We start from the raw sequence: 21694 nt of genomic DNA on the forward strand, positions 1-21694 counted from the left end.
GGGAAAGAAAATTTTGATCAGTTAAAAGGATCAAATATTTTTATATTAAACATATTATAATGTTTAATATTTCTAGTAACTAGTATCATATTACTTTGTTTTGCCTGTGCAGCTATTAAAGCATCGATTGCATTTGTACTATCAATACTCATTAATTCACCCCACTCCTCACATATTTCTTTATCAATATTAAGAATTCTTTCATTATAATCTATTATTATTCTTTCTAACCATTTTTCTAATTTCAAACTTGCTATTTTATCTTTCTTTGCTAATTTTGATATTCCCTTTCTTATTTCGCCGATAGTAATACAACTCAAGTATAACTGGCTAGAATGAATAATTGAAAACCATGCTGCTACTTGAGAATTGGATTTTTTCTTTTGAATTTCAGATACAACATTAGTATCTAATAAATATTTCATAATTCAAAATCTCTAGCATATCCTTTTGCTCTCTGAATATCCAAATTATCTGTCTTAGGTATGCTCAATAAATATTCTTTGAAATCAGGTTTTTGTTTAGTAAGTTGTTTATAGTCTTTTATACTAATAATTACAACTGCTTCTTCACCCCTTTTTGTAATACATTGAGGGGTACCATGCATTGCAATATCAATAATATTACTTAACTTATTCTTTGCTTCGTGTAACTGCCATTTATTCATATAAAATCCTCATATAGCTAGATTGTCTAGATTATTATAATATAAATATGCAAAAAAATAAAATATTTTTTTATTAATTTGAGGTCTTAATAATACTCCTTGCCGATCTCGATTTTAGGACGATTGTTTGCTACTCGCCAATCGTTAGTATCACGGAAAGAATAAACACAGCCGCAAAATTCTTGTTTATAAAAGTGCTCTTCTTTTGCAATTTCGTACATTCTGCTAGCACCGCCATCTTTACGCCAATTATAAGTCCAATAGGTCACCCCTTCATAATGAGATGCCGCCCTAGTTCCTGATTCATTAATTTGGTTCATATCTTTCCATCTAGAAATACCAAGCGAGCTAGTTATAACTTTAAAGCCGTTCTCATAAGCATATAAAGCCGTACGCTCGAAACGCATATCAAAACACATTGTACAGCGTATACCTCTCTCAGGCTCAAGCTCCATCCCTTTAGCACGCCTAAACCAATTTTGTGGATCATAATCTGCATCGATAAATTCTATATTATGTTTCTCGGCAAATTTAATATTTTCGTTTTTACGAAGCTCATATTCTTTTTTAGGATGAATATTAGGATTATAGAAAAAAAGCATAAACTTAATGCCGGTATCGATCATTTTTTCCATTAAAGGGCCAACACAAGGAGCACAACAACAATGGAGTAAAACCTTGCTTTCACCGTTTGGTATTTCAAAAACTTCGCTCATATTAATTTACTAGATTCTTTTTATAGGTTTCTTTATAGAATTTTAGAATTATAGAAGATAACAAGGCAAGTGCAATTAAATAATATGCAATAGCATAATTGTCTCCGGTAACTTTCGTTAATATCATTGCTAACATTGGAGCAGTACCGCCAAATATAGCAGCTGCAAGGTTGTATGAAAGTGCAACACCGGTAAATCTTATGCTAGTCAGAAATATCTCTACTAAAACCGTTGGAATAGGCCCCATATAGATGCTAATAACTCCAGCAAATATTACTTGAGATATTATAGCTAAAGTAAAATTCATCGACCCTAAGGCTACAAAAATAGTATAGACTGATAAAATTAACAAGATAATCCCCAATATTAGTACAGGACGTCGCCCCACCTTATCCGAAACATACGCAGATATAGGAAATACTATCATTATTACGATTAATATTATACTACTAACAATTGTGCTTTGCTGATTAGTATAACCGAGTGTTTGCATAAAATTACCAATAAAAACCGTAGAAGTATAAAAAGAAGCAGTTACGGTAATATACAGACCAAGTGCGATAATTAGTTCTTTTGGGTATTTTGTTAATGTTTCTCGTAAAGGAAAACGTGCTCAACGCCTTGTTCCCTTAGCTTTTTTATAAATAGGACTTTCTGCTAGGTTTTTTCTAATATATAAACCTACGGAGCTAATAAATAAACCGGCAATAAAAGGTATCCTCCAACCCCATTCAAATAGAATATCGGCAGGCATAAAATAAGAAAAACCAGCTGCTGTACCAAGTCCAAGCAGCATACCGCCGCACATACTAACACATGAGCTACTCCCCGCAAGTCCTCGCTGCTCGAACGAAGCATGTTCTACAATATACGAAATACAACCGCTAAATTCCCCTCCTAAAGAAAAACCTTGTATGAGTCTGATAATAGTTAAAATAATAGGAGCGGCAATTCCAATAGTTTTATAACTACGTCTACCGAATCTATCACCTATATTACCGAAAATAATACCGCCGAGCGGTCGTACTACAAAGCCTGCAGCAAATACCGCAAAAGTTAACGTCTCTTGCATTTCTGGATCCGGAAAAATGCTGCCCTATAATATAAGCAAATTGCGCATATAATGCATAATCATACCATTCTAAAGCGTTGCCGATCATGCCGGATATTACTACTTTTCTCATTAAGTTATTTTATTGATTTAAAAAAGATACTAAGAATAATATTTTATATTCTCAAGTAAAAATAGCTTTGCTTGCGTTGATACCGTAGTCGTCATTGCGAGGAGCGTAGAGATGTGGCAATCTAGAAAAATAATTAAAAAAATTCTGATTTACAGAATTTTTACTGGATTGCTTCGTCGAATTACTGCGTAATTCTTTTCGCAATGAATATACCCTATCTATGTTTTTCATTAACCACTTTCTTAGTTAATTTAACATTGATTTGAGAAGGAGAAACTTTAATATTTTGTTTGATGTTTTTTGTTTTTTCTTGAGATAGAAGACTTTCTTTATCATTTTGTAATGTTTTCATAAACTTATCTATATTGCTTTGTTCTAGTTTTATTGCATTATCATTATTCAAAATTAATCCTCCAATTTTTTCACCAAGTTCAGGTGCATATCTGACGGCAAAAATTGATGCCGGTACAACTATGATAGAAAAAGCCGCTCCTGCAGTCGCAACACTGATTGCTCCGACTAATAAAGCACAAACAGCACCGGCGATTTTTCCAGTTGCTTGTTTAAATATATTACTTTTTTGTGTAAATACTAAAGACATCTCTAATATTTTATTAAATTCTTTCTTTATATAGATGGTTGCTTTATCAATATTATTATATTTCTTCATGGCATACATTACAGAAGCCTTAAATAATTTTTTGTGAGACTCCGCATAATTTATTATTTTATCAAAATTCTTCTCTTTTAAAAGAGTTTTAAATATATTTTTAATTTTTTCTTTTTCGGTACTATTTATTTCATCTCCAAAATAAACTTCTACAAGATTTTCTGCTATTATATCTTGTGATTGCTCTAAAATATTATTCTTATTTTGCTCATTTTCGTCTTCAGAAGTAATCATTATTGCAAATAACTCTAATGCTACGGAAAAATTATCATCGTTAATAACCCGCATACCTAAATAATTTTTGAGTCTAGAAATACATTTATTAATATATTTTTCAACCTCTGGTTTAGAATTAAGCCTTAGCGTATAATCTATAGCAAGCATATTTGCAATAGTAGAGCAAGTAGATTGCATAAGATTATTGACAAAATTATTAACAATATCTTTTTTAAATAAATTAGTATTTACGTTATTAAGTACTATTGCATTATTCATTTTGGTAATTTATTTTGAGGCTAATTCTCTGATATATAATATCAATTTAGCATAAATAAGATTAGGAGCATGATTTACTGAAAGTTTATATATATTCTTAGGTGTTAACACTTCTTCATTACGTACTCGTACAAAAGATATAAGAGTATTAGGAGGCATATAAGAATAAATTTCAGAGAATATTTTTAGAAAAGTCACAAAATCTGCACATGCATATTTTATATTTATGCTATAATTATTTACATGAATCGATTCACCTTCTCCTTCAATCGCCTGAACATTATTTTTAAAAAATACTGAATTTATAAATACATCTATAGGTTCTACTAAATCATATTTATTGCTTAAGCTTTTTATTTTAGGAATTAGTTCTTGATAATTTAAATAACTCACACTACTTGGCACGCTTAAATCTACATATTTTTTGTACGATTCTAATATTTCTTCTTTAGAGTTAATGACAGAATAAAGCTTTAAAACTTCCTCTGTTAGATTTTCTTGTAAAACTTGTTTATCAAGAATAGATTTACTGTATTCTTGCTGGAAAATTTTTATTATCCAAATAGTTAAGGAAATAAAGAAGAAATATATAATAAATTGAAAAAATATAAGATTCTTTAAATACATAATATATTTTTCAAACATTATTTTTACCTTGGGTTATTAGTGCCATTGCATGGTTTATGTCATTCCCGCCTACGCGGGAATGACATGGAATATTACGTTTTATTATCAACTATATTAACCGATAAAGGAATTACTACCTTACCGAATATATCAAGTATTTTATCCTTATATATAACATAATCTATCTGCAAATTAGATAATTTATTTTTTGCGTTTGTTATATGATCATCTAGCATCTTTAGAGATTCATCCACCGATAGATTATTAGTATAATATTTAAGTATTAACTTGATTATTAATTGTCTCTTAGAAACTAACAAAATATTATCTATATTTGTTAATTCCCATTTAATTTCTTCTAATTTAAAAGCCGGATTTAAAGTAATTATTAGACTTTTAAGTAAATCAAACGGCAGTGGTACCGGTGCTTCTAGTAATTTTTCTATTACATATAAATCAGCTAGGCTAGTAGTATTTTTAATATAAGGATATTTATATTTGATATCATCATATTCTTGATTTGTTGCATAATATTTTTCATTAATAGAGTTTATGTCTTTGTAATTTTGTTTTGTATTATATTTGATAATACCGACCACTAATATTAATATTATAAGTAATGCACTATATAATTTAAATGTCAGATCCTTTATAGTAACTAGTTTTTTTATTGATTTTAAATTATTATTATAAGCGGGAAAACTCTTATATTCTAGAAACAGTCTACTAATATTCGTATCTATAAATCTTTCTTTTTCTAGAGTTTGCTTATTTAGTATATTATCAACCGGTATAAAGATTACAGGGCGTTCTTCAAAGTTTGTTGATTCTAATAAAGATTTTAACTCTTCATCTACTATAAGAATTATACAGGCTCTTTGGTCAAGATTACTTATATAGTTTTTAAATAATATCAAACAATCATTAATTTCTTGTTCTATAATACCTTGAACATAGCCGGTTGTTTTATCAAATGGATACTCAAGATTTCTAATTGTTATTATATTATTTTTATGTTTGATAATAAATTTTATACCGCTAGCTTGTGATACATATACACAAATTTGAAAATAATCGTTATATTTATCATTTTCTATATTCTGCACTATTTTATTTATAATAACTTTTAGCTCTAACGTTAAAAAGTAAATTCCTTTTAAATCAAGAGATCTGTTATCTATAATGCATGAAATTATATCACTTAAAGGTGCTTCAAATGGACACGACATAATTAAAGTCGACCAAATTTCACTTGGGGTAGTAGTAATTTCGTAAACACAATGTGCTATAATGTCTTCTTTATTAAAATAACCTTCAATAAATTGTTCAATAGGATCAAGTTTAACTATTGACTGTAATATAGGTATTTGATCGTGCCGTGTTTTACATTCACTGCCGTCAAGTAAAAAATAAATATCGCTTTTTGGAAATTTACTAAAAAAGTTTTTATAAGGATTTAAGTCTATCTGTTCCCGAGTAGGGATAAATAATTTATCTAATAATTTATTATCGAGAAAAGTACTAAGAAATACACCTTTATTACCTAGTAACACCACAATCTTTTTTCTTTTGAAAGAAAATATTTTTAATTTTGTAGCAAATTGAACAAAATGTAATTTGATCGAATCAAAAATATTTTTCATAAATAAATTTATTTTAATCATAATTCAGTGTATTTTACTATACTGGACGTCATTTCTGCGTGGATACCCGAACCGTCATTGCGAACGACTGATAAGGCGCGTGGCAATCTCAGAACTTTGGCACGAGATTGCGTACGTACAATTACTACGTAATTTTCCTCGCCATGACGAAAAATGATCCTCTCCGGAATGACATAACATTAAATAATATATCTTACCATGACTAAATTTACCACCGAAGAAGTTAGAAGTAAATTTATAACTTACTTTAAAGCAAATAATCATACACATGTACCGGCCAGCTCGTTAATTCCACACAATGACCCTAGCTTAATGTTTGTTAATTCCGGAATGGTACAATTTAAAAATGTTTTTACCGGACAAGGAAAAAGACCTTATAACAAAGCGGTAACTAGTCAAAAGTCTCTTAGAGCCGGCGGCAAGCATAATGACCTTGAGAATGTCGGTTATACGGCAAGACATCATACCTTTTTTGAAATGCTAGGTAATTTTTCATTCGGTGACTATTTTAAAGAACAAGCCATATATTACGCTTGGAATTTATTGACTAAAGAATTTGAACTCCCAAAAGACAAGCTTTATGCAACAATTTATCATACTGATGACGAAGCAGCTGCTTATTGGAAAAAAATAGCAGGTTTTGGGGATGATCGCATCATAAAGATCAAAACAAACGATAATTTTTGGTCAATGGGTGATACTGGCCCTTGCGGTCCTTGTTCCGAAATTTTTTACGACCACGGTGAACAAATATATGGCGGACTTCCTGGTACTAAAGATGAAGACGGTGATAGATTTATCGAGATTTGGAATATGGTATTTATGCAATATGAACAAATCGATAAAGATACTAGCATAGAATTATCGCAAAAATCTATCGATACCGGTATGGGTCTTGAGCGTATGACGGCAGTATTACAGCATGTTAACAACAATTATGATATAGATTTATTTCAGGAAATAATTAATTTTACCGAAAATATAGTAAAAGTGAAAGTAGAGGGAGAAGCTAAATTTTCTTACCGAGTTATTGCCGACCACTTACGAGCAAGTAGCTTTTTAATAGCTGACGGCGTTATTCCTTCAAATGAGGGGCGTGGTTACGTACTTCGCCGCATTATGCGAAGATCCATGAGGCATGCTCATATGCTTGGGTCAAAAGAACCGTTAATGTATAAATTACTGCCAAAACTTGTTGATTTAATGGGGAATGTTTATCCTGAACTTAAAAGAGCAGAAAGCTTTATAAGCAGTATCTTAGAACAAGAAGAAATTAGATTTAAAGCCACATTAGAACGTGGTCTCAAACTTCTTACCGAAGAAACAGAAACACTAACAAAAGGTAATGAATTATCAGGAGAAGTAGCATTTAAACTATACGATACTTACGGATTTCCGCTTGATTTAACCGAAGATATTCTAAAAAACCGTGATATTGCCGTTGATCACAAAGGGTTTGAAGAGCAAATGCTTATGCAAAAAGCACGTGCTAGAAAATCTTGGCTTGGCTCCGGTGAATCAAAAACCGATCAGTTGTGGTTTGATATCAAAGAGCAACATGGTAGCACGGAGTTTTTAGGATATACACTTAATGAAGCAAAATGTAAAATAATTGCATTAATCAAAAATAATAATTTAGTTAATGATATAAAAGAAATAGATACACAATTCCTACTAATCAGCAACCAAACTCCTTTCTACGGTGAATCAGGCGGTCAAATAGGTGACATCGGAACGATATTTGCAAAAGATTCTGAAGTAGAAGTAATAGATACTTTAAAATATTTAGGTTCTATTATAATCCACAAATGTATTTTGAAAAAGGGGCAGATTAACGTAGGCGAGAATGCTAATTTTAGTATAGACATAAGATATAGGCAAAATTTAAGAATTCATCACTCAGCAACGCATATATTACATGCAGTACTGCATGAGGTACTTGGGAAACATGTTACTCAAAAAGGTTCGTTAGTCGCTCCGACTTATTTACGCTTTGATATTAGCCATTCTAAAGCTGTGACTAATGAAGAAATCACTTTAATCGAAGATAAGGTAAATGAGATTATTAGAGATAATCATGAAGTAACTACTACATTAATGGCAACTGAAGATGCAATTAAACAAGGAGCTATGGCACTGTTTGGCGAGAAATACGACTCTGAAGTAAGAGTAGTTAAGATGGGTGAGACTTCTTTAGAATTATGCGGCGGTACGCATGTCAGACGTACCGGTGACATCGGTTGCTTTAAAATCACAAGCGAAAGTGCTATAGCAGCAGGTGTTCGTAGAATTGAAGCAGTTTGCGGTGAATTCGTAATTACATTAATGAGAGAAAAGGATAGTTTACTTAAATCGATAGAAAGCAGTTTCAAAACTAATAAAAATGAACTTATTACTAAGGTTAATAATATCTTAGAGCGTAACAAGGAAGTTGAGAAAGAGTTAGAAAAAACTCTTTTAGCTAGTTTAGATTTAAGTATAGAGCAAATTGAAAAGCAATCTGCACAAATAACAGGAATAAAACTATTATATAAAAAAGTAGGAAATATAGACAATAAAATATTACGTCAAGCTGCCGAAAATTTAACAAAAAAAGTAGAAGATTTGATAATGGTATATATTGCCGAGGGAATTGGTAAATTATCTATTACGGTTGCGGTGAGTAAAGCTATAACAGACAAATACAATGCAGATATAATTGCAAAAAAACTTTCTTTATTCTTAGGTGGCAGCGGCGGAGGTGGACAAGCAAGCCTTGCTCAAGCCGGTGGAAATGATATAGGTAAGCTAACTAACATCCATGAAAAATTATACAGTTTATTGACAGTGTCGTAGTGTACTAATTTAGGACGTCATTACGAGTGTGCTTTGTAGATGGATACCCGGTTGTCATTGTGAGCAACCGTAGTACTTGCGTGGCAATCTCGTCAAATATCCTGAGATTGCTTCGTCAATTACTTCGTAATTTCCTCGCAATGACAAGGTGGTATCCACATAACAATGCCTATGCAGGGAGGCATTGTAATGACAAAATTTATGGTTGTTAATACGCTGTTTTCACAAAATAAAGACCGGAGGCGGGAGCAGTAGGACCAGCGGCTTTTCTATCTTTGGCTTCTAAAACATCTTTAATTTGTTCTGCCTGCCAAATATTTTTACCAACAAGTACTAAACTGCCGACAATATTACGTACCATATGATGCAAAAATGACGGGGCTGAAAGATATAATTTTATTTCTTCGTCTTCTTTAATAATATTAAGTTCAGTTAAAGTTTTTATCGGTGATTTTGATTGACATGAGCTAGCCCTAAATGAAGTAAAATCATGTTTGCCTAATAGATAGACAGCAGCTTGTTGCATAGCCGGAACATCTAAAGGTGCACTAATCCACCATGCTCTATTTAAATCAATTACCGATGGATAAGGTCTATTAATAATTCTATATATATAATAACGAGAAGTAGCCGAAAACCTAGCATGAAAATTATTGGGGGCTAATTCACAATTCCATACTCCTACGGCATACGGTCTTGCAAAATAGTTGATAGCTGTAATAATTTTGTGAGGTTCTAAATATTTTGAAAGATCAAAATGTGCTACTTGACCTATAGCATGAACACCGGCATCTGTCCTTCCTGACCCAAACAATATCACCTGTTCACCGGAAAATTTATAAATCGCTTCTTCTAATATCTGCTGTACCGACATTACTCCTGCTTGTCTTTGCCAACCTGCAAGATCCGTGCCTAAATATTCAATGGTAATTTTATATCGATACATAATAGCCCACTGTCATCCCGTGGCTTGACCACGGGATCTTGTATCACAGCCCGTGTCCTGAGATCCCAAATCACGGGATGATAGTATAAGTATTATCATGCTTCTAGTAAATCCGATGAATTACCGTCACCACGCTTTCCTCCGCTTCTAAAGCTATTAAGTTTTTTGGATCTAATAGGATGTTGTAACTTTCTTAAAGCTTTTGACTCGATTTGTCTTATACGTTCTCTAGTTACTTTAAATTGCTGCCCTACTTCTTCTAATGTATGGTCAGTATTCATACCTATACCGAAACGCATTCTAAGCACTCTTTCTTCACGAGGCGTAAGGGTTGCAAGTACTCTAGTGGTAACTTCTCGTAAATTTGACTGAATTGCCGCATCAATCGGTGCTACTGCATTCTTATCTTCGATAAAATCGCCTAATTGACCGCCGTCACTATCATCACCTACGGGATTCTCAAGACTTATAGGTTCTTTAGCTATTTTCATGACTTTACGCACTTTATCAAGCGGCATTGAAAGACGGTTAGCGATTTCCGTTGCTGTTGGTTCGTATCCGAGTTCATTAAGCATTTGTCTTGAAGTACGTAGTATCTTATTAATTGTTTCAATCATATGCACAGGAATACGTATAGTCCTTGCTTGATCGGCAATAGCTCTTGTTATAGCTTGTCTAATCCACCACGTAGCATAGGTAGAGAATTTATAACCACGGCGATATTCAAATTTATCCACCGCTTTCATAAGTCCTATATTACCTTCTTGAATTAAATCTAAAAACTGCAATCCTCTATTAGCGTATTTTTTAGCAATAGATATAACTAAACGTAAATTCGCTTCTATCATATCTTTTTTTGCTTGTAGCGTTTGTCTCTCGCTTTTTTGTATAGTATTCACTAGTTTTTTAAAATCATTAACTAAAAGACCGGTTTTAGATTCTATAACCGATAATTCAGCAATCATTTGATCTATATAATCCGATTCTTTAGTCATTAACTCTTTCCAAGCGACTTTTTTATTTTTCAGCATTTTTTCTTTCCATGCTGCATTGATAACCGATCCTATATATTCATCAAGGAAATTTTGGCGAGTTACTCCATATTTTTCAGCAAGTTTTAAAAAAGCTGTTTCTTTATTAATTAAATCACGATTTATTCCATACATCTTACCTAAAATTTCTTCCGTTCTTTTAGAATTAAAATGTATTTCCGAAACTTCATTTATTAATAATTCCAAATTATTATATTTTTTGCTATTTTGTAAAACCTTCGGCTCAAAAGATTTCTCATAACATTTTTTAGCTTCAATGAGTAGCTCTTCGCAGATAAAAGCAATCTTTTTCATACGCTCTATAATATTAGGTAATATCTGCGTTTCTACTCTAGACATAGATAAGTGATTATCCTCATGCTCTTCTCCTTCGGTCTCACTACTATTTTCTTCATCATTTTCGGGTGTTTCGTCATGTAACATGTTAGCTTCTAAATCTATCAGATCACGTAGTAACATTTTTTCATTAACTAAATCTTCATACCATACTATAAAACAACGCATAGCAATAGGGCTTCTACATAAGGAAGCAATCATTGTTTTATGTCCTTCCTCAATCCTTTTTGCTATTTCTACTTCATGTTCACGAGTTAAAAGATCGACTCCCCCCATATCCTTAAGATATAATCTTACAGGATCATCGGTAGTACCTATATTTTCTTCTTCTACCTCATCCTCAGGTTCATTATCAACATTGGTAGATAGCTTAAATTCTTCATCCATTCCGATATCAAGCTTAATTTCATCATCTTCATTAGATTCTAAAATATCTACTCCTGCATCGGAAAATTTTAATATAGCTTCCTCTAATTGTCTTATTGAAGGATTTTTATTAAGAGGAAGAGCGTTGTTTATATCATCATAAGTGACCGGTATCTTTTTAGATTTAGCTTTTTTAAGTAAACTATCTATTTTATCTAGATCATTGTCTATATTGCTATTGCTCATTAAATACCTATATGCTTTTTTCTTTTAAAAGAAGTTTGAAATAATTAAGTTATCGTGTGATTAATAAAAGATTCGTTTAAAACTTGCAGTTCATTTGCAATCTTCAGAATTTCTTTTTTATATAGTAAAACTTTTTCAAAGTCGTGATTGTCAGTACTGTTTATGGTAATAGCGTATTCTTGTTGTAAATTTATTAGATAATATTTCTTATGTAGCCACTGCCATAATAAATCCAGTCTGATATTATTTTTATTAAATGAGATATCTAAAAACAAATTATCCGTTTTTGATAATAATAAAAAAATATCAAAAAAGCTAGTTTTTTCCACAATTGCAGTAATTTCACTTGCTTCTACGTTATTATCTATAATCTCGTTTAAATACCAATTACGGAATTCTTCAAGCGATTTATTATTAAAATTTAAATTTAAGATGAAATCTCTAATATCTTTTTCTTCAAGTATTATAGGAAATTTAACCAACAAAGCACAAAAAGCGTGTTCTAGTATTTCAAGCTCCGAATAGCCGTGACTTGAAATTATAGGAGCCAAATTTGAGTTTTTAGTTGTAGCTTTCTTCTGCGTTGTAACTAAATTTTGCCATATTTGATCTTTAAAAAACCTGTAATAACTTACTTTTAAATCACTATCCGATATTTTGCTGCAATAATTTTTTAAATTTTTTTCTAAATTAGCTTTTTCTTCCGCAGTTTTAAAACTCTTGCCGCTATACTCAATATGCCAAATCATTTCTGATAAGCTTATTCTTTTATCTATAAGCTTTGCAAAAAAATCAGCACCGTTTTTATTTACTGCATCGTCGGGATCAAGTCCGCTTGGTAACCTAATAAAAGAAATTTTCTTTTCACTATTAATAAGCGGTAATGCTAAGTTAATAGTTCTTATACTAGCTTTTATGCCTGCATTATCTCCGTCAAGACATAATATAATTTCATCGCCAGCACGCCATAATTTATGTAAGTGATTCTCAGTAACACTAGTACCGAGACTCGCAACCGTTTCACTAAAACCTGCTTGATGTAGTGCTATAACATCAAAATAACCCTCTACTAAAATCGAATGATTTTTTTTATAGCTACTGCTTATCGCTTTATGCTCACCGTATAGAGTTTCACTTTTTTGAAATACTGTAGTTTCAGGTGAATTTAAGTATTTAGGCAGCCCCTCCCCTAGTACTCTACCGCCAAAGCCTACAATTTTATTGTAAATATTTCTAATTGGAATAGTAATACGGTTAGAAAATAAATTATATATTTCACCGTTTTCTCGCTTGCCGATTAGCCCTGCTTTACCAAGCTTTATAATATCTATATTTTTATCGTGAAAAAATTTTTCAAATTTATTATTCTTCGGGGCAAAACCTATTGAAAACTCTTTTACTGTTTCTTCGGTAATACCCCTTTCGTGTAGATAATGTAATATTTCAGGTGTTAATTGTGTCCTGAAAAACTTATTGGCGAGTTCTAAAATATTGAGAATTTCATCGGATTCTTCATAAAATTCTTTCTGTTTTGCAGTTAATTTCGGTATCTCTATACCGTAATCGATTGCAAGCTTTATAGCAGACTCATTATAAGATAAACCGCTAATATTAGAAGTAAATTTTATAACGTCACCGGCTGCTTTACAACCAAAACAATAGAAAAATCTCTTACTATTACTAACCGTAAAAGATGGGGTCTTTTCTTGATGGAAGGGACATAAACCTACATAGTTACCGGATTTTCTAGTTAAAGCTACTTTTTGCCGCACTACATCCGATATGTTAATACGGTTTCTTAAGAACTCATAAAATTCCGGTGCAACTCTCATTATATTACAATATGTAGGAAAGAATAGCTGTAGAAAGACAATAAGAAAGCGGTATAGACAAATTATCGTTAATTCTTAAATCTTTTGAATAAAATTCAGCTACTGTAGCCCCTATGCAGCTTATAATAATAATAATAAAACTTGTATTATATCCTAAATAGAAATACACTAATATACTTATAAAAATTGCAGAAGCTAAAAAGGTAATAGAACCGGCTATAGATTTACCGTTACCTAAGCTATTTCCTATTTTAACACCGACAAGAGCCGCTAAACAATCTGAAATAATTAAAATCAACCACGAACAAATCACTAAATTTTTAGGGAAAAGAAGAGCAGTTAAGAAAAAACCGATCATCATAAAGCTAACGCCGCTTAAAGCAAAAGAACCGTTATTTTCTTCAAGCCTTATAACTTTTGAAAAAAATCTAGTTACAAATTCGCTAATTGTTGCATTATTATGACGTGATACATCTAAATATAATGTAATAGCCGTTATTATAAATAATAATAACGTCATAGCGGTTCTTGGAATAAATAAATAAAGCAGCGGAAATATTATAGCCGATAGGTGGAAAATTTTACGCTTTTTCTCAAAGTCAAAATCTTTAATTTCCATAAGATTACTAATTTGTTGCTATTGTTATATGAGAAATAATGCCAACATCATTGCGAACAGTATTCGATTTCATTCCTGCTTTCGCAGGCATGACATAACAGAATCCGCTTAGACAAGGACCACTTGCAATGACGATATTTAGGCAATGCCAAATAATTAAAAAGGCTTATTTGACAAATTTCACTATTACAAATATACTTGCTGAAATCTATATTATTGAAAATAGTATACTAAAATTACTAAATCTATACAATATAATTATGAATACAAAATTTCCTATCACCGCTAAAGGTTTTGAAAAATTAGAACACGAGCTTAAACATTTAAAACATGTAGAACGTAAAAAAATTAGTGCAGATATAGCCGAAGCACGAGAACACGGCGATTTATCCGAGAATGCGGAATATGAAGCGGCACGTGAGAAACAAGCATTTATAGAAGGGCGTATTAAAGAGCTTGAAGATATGACGGCAAGAGCGGAAATTATTGATATTGGTAAATTATCGGGAGATAACATAAAATTCGGGGCTACGGTTACTTTGATCGACGACGATACTGAAGAAGAAGTAACATATATTATTGTAGGAGAATATGAAGCTGATATAACTAGAAAAAGAGTTTCAATCGCTTCTCCTATAGCAAAAGCTTTGATTGGAAAATCGGTAGGTGATTTTGTAGAAGTTACAACACCGAAAGGATCTAAATCATACGAAGTAGTTACCGTTGAATATAAAGAACTAGAACTTTAATTTGATTTTTTTGTCACTATAAACGTTAACCGTATGGCTTGTTATGTCATTTCCACCTACGCAGGAACGACATCGAGTAGGTTTTTCGATCCATGCAACACCCCCTGCTCCTTGCAATGACGATTTGGGTATCAACAACGCAGGTATGACATTATTAATTACTTCTTCTTAAACATCTCGAGCATTCTTTTTGTTACTATAAATCCGCCGAAGATATTTATAGAAGCAAGCAGCGTTGCAAAATACCCTAGTAGACCGGGAAACCCAAAAGCAGAGCTACTTGCAGCAATCATAGAACTAAGAACTATAATACCTGAAATAGCGTTAGTAATAGACATAAGCGGAGTATGGAGTGCAGGCGTTACTTTCCACACAACATAATAGCCCACAAAAGAAGCTAATACAAAAATAGTTATAGCAAATACTAGCGGATCTATAGTACTTGTGTTTGTTTGCCAACTAGTATCTATTACCAAATCTTTTAATTTATCTGATAATTCTTGGGTATTATGGGCAATTTCAGCAGCCTGTTTAGCCATCGTCGGTAATTGATTCATATATTTAATTTCTCACTCACAATTTTTCCGTCTTTAGTAATCAACATCTCACGTACTAACGCATCATCCATATTAAACTTACCGTCTTGCAATGCATAGGTTAGAAAATTATACAAATTCTTAGCATATAATTTTGAGCTGTCGGTAGCAATTTTAGTAGCAAGGTTTGATAAACCTATTATGGTAACGCCGTGCTTAGTAACGATCTTATCCGGTTCTGAATCTTCCACGTTCCCGCCTGTACTAGTCGCTATATCAACAATCACTGAGCCACGCTTCATAGATTCTAGCATTTTTTCCGTAACAAGCAGAGGTGCTTTTTTTCCCGGAATTTGTGCAGTAGTAATCACTATATCATATCCTTTAATAATTTTTGCTAAAAACTCTTCTTGTTTAGCTTTATAATCTTCCGAACTCTCGTGAGCATAGCCTGATTTATCTTGTAAATCCTCCTGTAATTCCGGTGAAACAAACTTAGCTCCTAAGCTTTCTACCTGCTCTTTGGTAGCAGCTCTTACATCATATCCTGCAACAATGCTACCAAGCCTTTTTGCCGTTGCAATAGCTTGAAGACCGGCAACACCGATACCAAGCACTAAAGTTTTACACGGTGAAATCGTCCCTGCTGCCGTCATCATCATAGGAAAAGCCCTTGTATAATGATAGCTTGCTTCAATTACCGCTCTATAGCCTACTAAGTTACTTTGAGAAGATAAAGCGTCCATATTTTGAGCTTTAGTAATTCTCGGCACAAACTCCATAGCAAAAGTCGTAAGGTTTTTTTTAGCTGCCGCTTTTATATATTCATGATTTAAATAAGGCGATAATAATCCTACAATAATTGCTCCTTTTTTTGCAAATTCAAGCTCACTATATTTATCCGTAACGGATGAAGGTTGCACCTTTAATATAATATCAGCATCAGAAATAATTTCGAGTGGTACCGAAGATATTTTAGCACCTAGAGCAACATATTCTTCATCAAGAAAACCGGCATGAAGCCCTATATCTTTTTCTACCATAACCGTATAGCCTTTTTTGACTAACAATCCTGCTACTTCAGGAGTTATTACGGCTCGTGTTTCATGCTTGGCTTTTTCTTTTAAAGCAACGATTTTCATAAATACTAATTATATTTTGCATTAACTGAATACATAAGGTATTTTAAACATAATTTAAAATATAAAACAACGAAAATGAAAAAAATATTTTTTCTAATCATTATTTATCTTTTTGTGAATTCAAGCTTAGCATTTGGGGCAGATGATAAAACAGCTATTTCGGAGCTAAAAACTTATCTACGTAAGATAAAATCGGTTGCGATAGATTTTACTCAAGAAGATTCGTACGGTAAAATAGTTAAAGGAAAATTACTGATCCATAAACCTTATAATTTTAGATGTAATTATTATCCTCCTTTCCCTTTAGTTATAATAGGTACTAAAAATTTCGTATCGATGTATGATTATGATATGGAGCAAGTAAGCCGTATTAATAGAAGCGAAAATACATTTAATTTTTTATTAGAAGATAATGAGCATCTTGACAAGGATTTTGTTTTTGAAGCGGTAATTAACGCAAGAAATATTTCTAAAATTACTATCTATCATACTCTAACGGAAAAACGTAGCGAAATTACTTTTAATAAAGCTACTCAACAAATTGAAGCATTAAAAATATTTGAAGATAATAATATAGTCACTATTACTTTTGATAAAATAGCTAAAGTACAAAAATTTTCCGATGATTTGTTTAAAATAAAAAACCCTGAAATATTCGGTCCTCCTAAAAGATTAACAAAATCGGAAATAGAAAAAAAATATATTGTTTCTTGAAAATAAACAGGTTATGTTAATTATGCTAGTAGTGGGCATTGTACCTGTTTAGTCGGTCAGGTCTGAAAGGAAGCAGCCAGAGTGGGATTCGATGGGTCATTACTAGCATTATTCTAATTTTGATTTCATTTCTACAGCAAGGCGGCTCGTTTTATGTCATTCCCGCGAAAGCAGGAATTCTCAGTAAAACATATACAAAATAAATTTTTTATAAAGTCTTATAACTATCGTGCTAGATATAAATTCATCAAATCAATATATTCCTTTTGCAAGGAAATATCGTCCTAGTAACTTTGCCGAGCTTCAGGGGCAAGAGGTATTAGTCAAAGTTTTAAGCTATACTATTTTAAACGATAGGCTCGCCGGAGGCTATCTTTTAACAGGTATTAGAGGAGTCGGTAAAACTACTTCCGCCCGAATTATTGCTAAAGCCGTCAACTGTTCTGCTTTAATTACCGAAAATACGACTATTAAAACATGCGAGCAATGTACGAATTGCATCAGCTTTAATAATCATAATCACCCTGATATAATCGAAATTGATGCGGCAAGTAAAACTAGCGTAGATGACATACGTAGAATTATAGAATCCGCCGAGTATAAGCCCCTACAAGGTAAGCATAAAATCTTCATTATTGATGAGGTGCATATGCTCTCTAAAGGGGCATTTAATGCACTTCTTAAGACACTGGAAGAACCACCACCTCATATAATATTTATCTTTGCAACGACGGAAGTACAAAAGATACCTGCAACTATTATCTCAAGATGTCAACGTTATGATTTAAGGCGGTTGAGTTTTGAAGAGATTTTTAAGCTACTTGAATATATAACTAAGCAAGAAAATTTAAAAACCGATATAGAAGCACTAAGAATTATAGCTTACAAATCGGAAGGGTCGGCACGTGATGCAGTCTCTATTTTAGATCAAGCAGCTAGTATGTCGGTGAAATCTGACAATATAATTAGTCCTCAAGTAATTAATCAAATGCTTGGGCTTGTCGATAGTTCGGTTATAATAGAATTTGTCGAATGTATTATCTACAGAGAGACGGAAAAAGCTATAAATTTAATAAATAAACTTTACGGTTCTTCGGTTAATCTTGAGATTTTTATAGAATCGGCATCAGATTTTATTGCTTATCTTAATAAAGTAAAAATGTTACCTAATTATAGTTTGCCTATATATGAATCATTTAATGATAGAACTAAAAACATATTAGATAAAACCAGCTTGCCGCACTTATCAATCTTATGGCAAATATATAATAAGGGAGTAGGGGAAATAAAAATTTCCTATAACCAACTAACAGAAACGGAAATGTTAGTTATAAAATCTATATATTCGACGTCACTACCCTTGCTTACAGATTTTGACGGTAATAATCAAAATTTAAATCAATCAATTAATCCGGAAATAAAAAAAAAATTTGAAATTGTAGATTTTCTTGAATATTTATATAAAAATAATGAGATAGATATATATTATTTCCTGCTCAATCATACGGAACTTAAAAATCTCAGTAATAATAGATTAGAGTTCGTAAGTCTTGAAGTTACAAGCAAAATAAAAAGACAAATAGACGATTTGTTAGCTGCTTTTACTAATGAAAAGTTTGAGATAGTAATAATAAAAGAGCAGAACAAGCAAACCTTAAAGAATCAGTTAATTGGTAAGATTGAAGCAAGTAACGATTTTGGTTTAATTAAAAAACATTTCCCAAATATAACAATTTCGGATATTTTACTTAAAAGCTAAAAATATATAGGATAGAATTATGGTAAATTTTAATCAGTTTTTAAAGCAAGCCCAATCAATGCAAAAGAAAATGCAAGAAGCTCAAGAGCAAATGGCAAATGCAAGATATACCGGTAAAGCCGGCGGCGGACTTGTTGAGGTTATTGCAACCGGTAAAGGCGAAGTTGAAAAGATTTCAATTGATGAATCTTTATTAAAAGCAGAAGAAAAAGAAATGCTTGAGGATTTAATTAAAGTTGCCTTTAATGATGCTCAACAAAAATGTGATGAAGATTCTCAAAATTCTTTATCAGGAGCTTTAAACGGTATGAGATTACCACCAGGCTTTAAAATGCCGTTTTAACACGGCTCTTATGTCATTCTTGCAAAGATCGTGTTGAGTGAATACAAGTCGTCATTGCACGCAAACGTTAGTGAGCGTGGCAATCTCAGGAATTCTTCCCATTGCTTCGTCAATTTACTATTGTAAATTTCCTCGCAATGACGGAAAAACTGCTCCACGCAACAACGTCTTTAGTCGCTTAGCTCATGACAATTTGGTATCCATATTTATTCACAAAATATCATCACAATAAGATGTATTATCCCCAACATCTCGTTAAGCTCTGTTTGCACTATCTCAGGCAAAACTTTAAGTTTCTCTTTTAATATTTGATATTCTTCATTGTTGTCATCATTATATATTTCTTTATATTTCAATAGCGTTTTATCCCTATTTTATCCTTAAGAGAAGGGGTAATCATATCGTTTAGTTTATCTAATTTTTCTTTTTGCTCTTCTGTTAGCTCTTTTTACCGGTTTCTAAAAAATTTTTCAAATTACAAGCATCTTGTAGATAAAGTTTAACAACATCAATATTATAATCTTATTATTGACAAGTTCTTTGATCTTCTTAATGTCTTCATTGTAAATAGCATTAAATAAATTGATTTCGCCATATTTAGATTTATACACAAAACCCCTTTTATTTAAAAAAGGCATGTTAGCACTTTTTGATATAAAGGCCAAGAAATAATTAATAATTTAACTATTTCTTAATAAAAAGGAAATTTGTAAAAAATAGAAATCTTTCCAAAGTAGTTTATAGAGAGGAATTTAAAGGATACACGGAAGCACTTGCCGCTGCAGCATATATAGACATACGTGAAAATTAGGGATTAGGATTGACGTACAAATTGCCTTTAGAAGCAAGTTATACAAGAAGTTTAATAATTCAAGATCAATAAATCCTTATCAATCCTGAAACCTTTGAAACGCTCAAGTAGCGACATACCAAGAAGTGAAATATCAAGGTCACCAAGACCTACATGTCCTTTGATGTTCTTAAATTCCTTACCGATTACTACACTATTTAAGGTTATAGGGGCGGCTTTATTTTCGCCGTTAGCTGTTAGATAAGTTCTAGTATATTTTAATTTAGTTAAGTCAAAGCCTAATTTTTGAGCATCTTCTTTAGTTAAAGCTATATCACTTGCCCCTGTATCTACCATAAATTTTATTTTAACGTTATTTACAAAAGCATTGATATAAAAATGCCCGTCTCTGTTACGGGCTATAATAATTTCTCCGACTTCAGTAGACCATTTATATGATGGAATTAAAGCAGACATTACTCTATGATAAGCGTAGTTCAGCTCAAACCTAAAAGCATAACCGGTTATTATAACTAAGAAAATTACTGCCCACATTGCTAATTGCAAACAAAATCTGCGTATTTCATTTTGGCTAATAGTACTGTAAATTATACTAAATAATATTAATAATGACGCACAAAAACTCCCTATATTTTGTGGTGCTTTAAAAAATTTTGGATAATGTTGATTGATATATTTGTATAATAAACCGGTTACAATTACGGTGCTACAAATGATAAAAATAAGTTTTATGAGTTTTTTATTCATATAATATACTACAAGTAAATAAAGAATAGGTATACGAAGTTCTATCTGAGTATATAAATTTTAATCTATATAATCAAACCAAAGTCCCAGCCCATTTTTAAGTGGAAAACTACCTTCTTGGTTCACTAGAATAATAATTCCAAGTTCTTCTGACGAAAGCCAATAAAAGAATTAATACCGTTAATTATATAGCCTGAGTGAAAAATTAAATCCTTATTTGAGCATCCTTTTACTTTAAGAATACGCCATCCAAGAGCATAATATGACTCAATCATTTTTTGATCAATAGGCCAAATCGGTTACCATTTAAATCCAAAAACATCTTTGTTTGATTTTACTATTTTACACATACGATCTAAAGTACTTTTAGCAATAAGATTCGGTTTATAACCAAAACTAAGTGTGAATATTTCAATCATTCCATCTATCGATGCAAAAATACCGACAGATGCAGGTACCGTCTTTGGGTAATAAGGCGGAAACGGCAGCAATGTTATTACCTCCTGTCCGTCTATTATTGCTTTAGAATGCGGATAAGCAAGTTGTACATTCGGCCCTAGCGGTAATATTTGTATATCTTGCGTTTTAAGCGTTGTACGCAAATTATCTATTGCAGCATTTAAACTTGATTTTTTACA

The 21694-nt window shown here is 31.9% G+C and carries 22 protein-coding genes, 1 other RNA gene and 2 pseudogenes; 8 read left to right on the plus strand and 17 right to left on the minus strand.

What is annotated here, in order from left to right:
- Positions 1–17: 17 nt before the first annotated feature.
- The 8 genes and pseudogenes from RC_RS06550 to RC_RS06585 form a co-directional block, all read right to left on the minus strand.
- Positions 18–425 carry a type II toxin-antitoxin system VapC family toxin gene (locus tag RC_RS06550; protein WP_010977875.1) on the minus strand — a complete coding sequence of 136 codons (408 nt, stop codon included), beginning with the start codon at positions 423–425 and terminating at the stop codon, positions 18–20.
- Positions 422–667 (minus strand): type II toxin-antitoxin system Phd/YefM family antitoxin, encoded by a 246-nt coding sequence (locus RC_RS06555; protein WP_004997145.1) that lies wholly within the window; start codon positions 665–667, stop codon positions 422–424. The genes RC_RS06550 and RC_RS06555 overlap by 4 nt, the downstream gene beginning before the upstream one ends.
- 86 nt (positions 668–753) lie before the next feature.
- Positions 754–1383 carry an epoxyqueuosine reductase QueH gene (locus RC_RS06560; RefSeq protein WP_004997144.1) on the minus strand — a complete coding sequence of 210 codons (630 nt, stop codon included), beginning with the start codon at positions 1381–1383 and terminating at the stop codon, positions 754–756.
- Between the two features lies 1 nt (position 1384).
- Positions 1385–2567, minus strand: a pseudogene (locus tag RC_RS10610) (MFS transporter).
- 51 nt (positions 2568–2618) lie between these two features.
- Positions 2619–2798, minus strand: a complete 180-nt coding sequence (locus RC_RS09375) for a hypothetical protein (protein WP_152023030.1) — start codon at positions 2796–2798, stop codon at positions 2619–2621.
- A complete protein-coding gene (locus RC_RS06575; RefSeq protein WP_010977879.1) occupies positions 2782–3732 on the minus strand; it encodes an RP853 family protein in 951 nt (316 codons plus the stop codon). The genes RC_RS09375 and RC_RS06575 overlap by 17 nt, the downstream gene beginning before the upstream one ends.
- A gap of 9 nt (positions 3733–3741) precedes the next feature.
- A complete protein-coding gene (locus RC_RS06580; protein ID WP_010977880.1) occupies positions 3742–4377 on the minus strand; it encodes a hypothetical protein in 636 nt (211 codons plus the stop codon).
- A gap of 74 nt (positions 4378–4451) precedes the next feature.
- Positions 4452–6023, minus strand: a complete 1572-nt coding sequence (locus RC_RS06585; protein ID WP_010977881.1) for a hypothetical protein — start codon at positions 6021–6023, stop codon at positions 4452–4454.
- A gap of 198 nt (positions 6024–6221) precedes the next feature.
- Here RC_RS06585 and alaS point away from each other — a divergent pair, with 198 nt between their 5' ends.
- On the plus strand, positions 6222–8858 hold the full coding sequence (gene alaS / locus RC_RS06590; RefSeq protein ID WP_010977882.1) for an alanine--tRNA ligase: 2637 nt from the start codon (positions 6222–6224) through the stop codon (positions 8856–8858).
- Between the two features lie 208 nt (positions 8859–9066).
- Here the strand turns inward: alaS and truA are convergent, their stop codons facing one another.
- The 4 genes from truA to RC_RS06610 form a co-directional block, all read right to left on the minus strand.
- Positions 9067–9804, minus strand: coding sequence for a tRNA pseudouridine(38-40) synthase TruA (truA, locus tag RC_RS06595; protein ID WP_010977883.1), 738 nt, complete (start codon positions 9802–9804; stop codon positions 9067–9069).
- Positions 9805–9899: 95 nt separating this feature from the next.
- Positions 9900–11804 (minus strand): RNA polymerase sigma factor RpoD, encoded by a 1905-nt coding sequence (gene rpoD / locus RC_RS06600; protein WP_010977884.1) that lies wholly within the window; start codon positions 11802–11804, stop codon positions 9900–9902.
- 44 nt (positions 11805–11848) lie between these two features.
- On the minus strand, positions 11849–13636 hold the full coding sequence (dnaG, locus tag RC_RS06605) for a DNA primase (RefSeq protein WP_010977885.1): 1788 nt from the start codon (positions 13634–13636) through the stop codon (positions 11849–11851).
- 4 nt (positions 13637–13640) lie between these two features.
- Complete coding sequence (locus RC_RS06610) at positions 13641–14255, minus strand: diacylglycerol/polyprenol kinase family protein (protein ID WP_010977886.1); 615 nt, start codon at positions 14253–14255, stop codon at positions 13641–13643.
- Between the two features lie 260 nt (positions 14256–14515).
- Here RC_RS06610 and greA point away from each other — a divergent pair, with 260 nt between their 5' ends.
- Together greA and RC_RS10905 are read left to right on the plus strand one after the other, a co-directional pair.
- Complete coding sequence (gene greA, locus RC_RS06615; RefSeq protein ID WP_004997127.1) at positions 14516–15004, plus strand: transcription elongation factor GreA; 489 nt, start codon at positions 14516–14518, stop codon at positions 15002–15004.
- A 43-nt stretch (positions 15005–15047) separates the two neighbouring features.
- On the plus strand, positions 15048–15176 hold the full coding sequence (locus RC_RS10905; RefSeq protein WP_267878451.1) for a hypothetical protein: 129 nt from the start codon (positions 15048–15050) through the stop codon (positions 15174–15176).
- Here the strand turns inward: RC_RS10905 and RC_RS06620 are convergent.
- Both RC_RS06620 and RC_RS06625 read right to left on the minus strand, forming a co-directional pair.
- A complete protein-coding gene (locus RC_RS06620; protein WP_010977888.1) occupies positions 15163–15561 on the minus strand; it encodes an NAD(P) transhydrogenase subunit alpha in 399 nt (132 codons plus the stop codon). The two genes, RC_RS10905 and RC_RS06620, sit on opposite strands and share 14 nt — an antisense overlap.
- Positions 15558–16682 (minus strand): NAD(P) transhydrogenase subunit alpha, encoded by a 1125-nt coding sequence (locus tag RC_RS06625; RefSeq protein WP_004997124.1) that lies wholly within the window; start codon positions 16680–16682, stop codon positions 15558–15560. The genes RC_RS06620 and RC_RS06625 overlap by 4 nt, the downstream gene beginning before the upstream one ends.
- A gap of 75 nt (positions 16683–16757) precedes the next feature.
- Between RC_RS06625 and RC_RS06630 the strand changes: the two genes are divergently transcribed.
- The 5 genes and pseudogenes from RC_RS06630 to RC_RS08180 form a co-directional block, all read left to right on the plus strand.
- Positions 16758–17396, plus strand: a complete 639-nt coding sequence (locus tag RC_RS06630) for an outer-membrane lipoprotein carrier protein LolA (protein ID WP_010977889.1) — start codon at positions 16758–16760, stop codon at positions 17394–17396.
- Between the two features lie 20 nt (positions 17397–17416).
- Positions 17417–17510: signal recognition particle sRNA small type (ffs, locus tag RC_RS08175), an RNA gene on the plus strand.
- A 115-nt stretch (positions 17511–17625) separates the two neighbouring features.
- Complete coding sequence (gene dnaX, locus RC_RS06635) at positions 17626–19155, plus strand: DNA polymerase III subunit gamma/tau (protein WP_010977890.1); 1530 nt, start codon at positions 17626–17628, stop codon at positions 19153–19155.
- Positions 19156–19174: 19 nt separating this feature from the next.
- Positions 19175–19498, plus strand: a complete 324-nt coding sequence (locus RC_RS06640) for a YbaB/EbfC family nucleoid-associated protein (protein ID WP_010977891.1) — start codon at positions 19175–19177, stop codon at positions 19496–19498.
- 694 nt (positions 19499–20192) lie between these two features.
- Positions 20193–20306, plus strand: a pseudogene (locus RC_RS08180) (palindromic element RPE1 domain-containing protein); the annotation flags it as partial.
- Between the two features lie 54 nt (positions 20307–20360).
- On the opposite strand, the gene RC_RS06645 reads toward RC_RS08180, so the two are convergent.
- From RC_RS06645 to RC_RS08715, 3 genes are all read right to left on the minus strand, one after another.
- Positions 20361–21056 carry a TIGR02281 family clan AA aspartic protease gene (locus RC_RS06645; protein ID WP_010977893.1) on the minus strand — a complete coding sequence of 232 codons (696 nt, stop codon included), beginning with the start codon at positions 21054–21056 and terminating at the stop codon, positions 20361–20363.
- A gap of 125 nt (positions 21057–21181) precedes the next feature.
- Positions 21182–21331 (minus strand): hypothetical protein, encoded by a 150-nt coding sequence (locus RC_RS08185; protein ID WP_233417452.1) that lies wholly within the window; start codon positions 21329–21331, stop codon positions 21182–21184.
- A gap of 24 nt (positions 21332–21355) precedes the next feature.
- On the minus strand, positions 21356–21658 hold the full coding sequence (locus tag RC_RS08715) for a hypothetical protein (RefSeq protein ID WP_010977894.1): 303 nt from the start codon (positions 21656–21658) through the stop codon (positions 21356–21358).
- Positions 21659–21694 lie beyond the last annotated feature (36 nt).

Source organism: Rickettsia conorii str. Malish 7, from assembly GCF_000007025.1.
Classification (GTDB): domain Bacteria; phylum Pseudomonadota; class Alphaproteobacteria; order Rickettsiales; family Rickettsiaceae; genus Rickettsia; species Rickettsia rickettsii.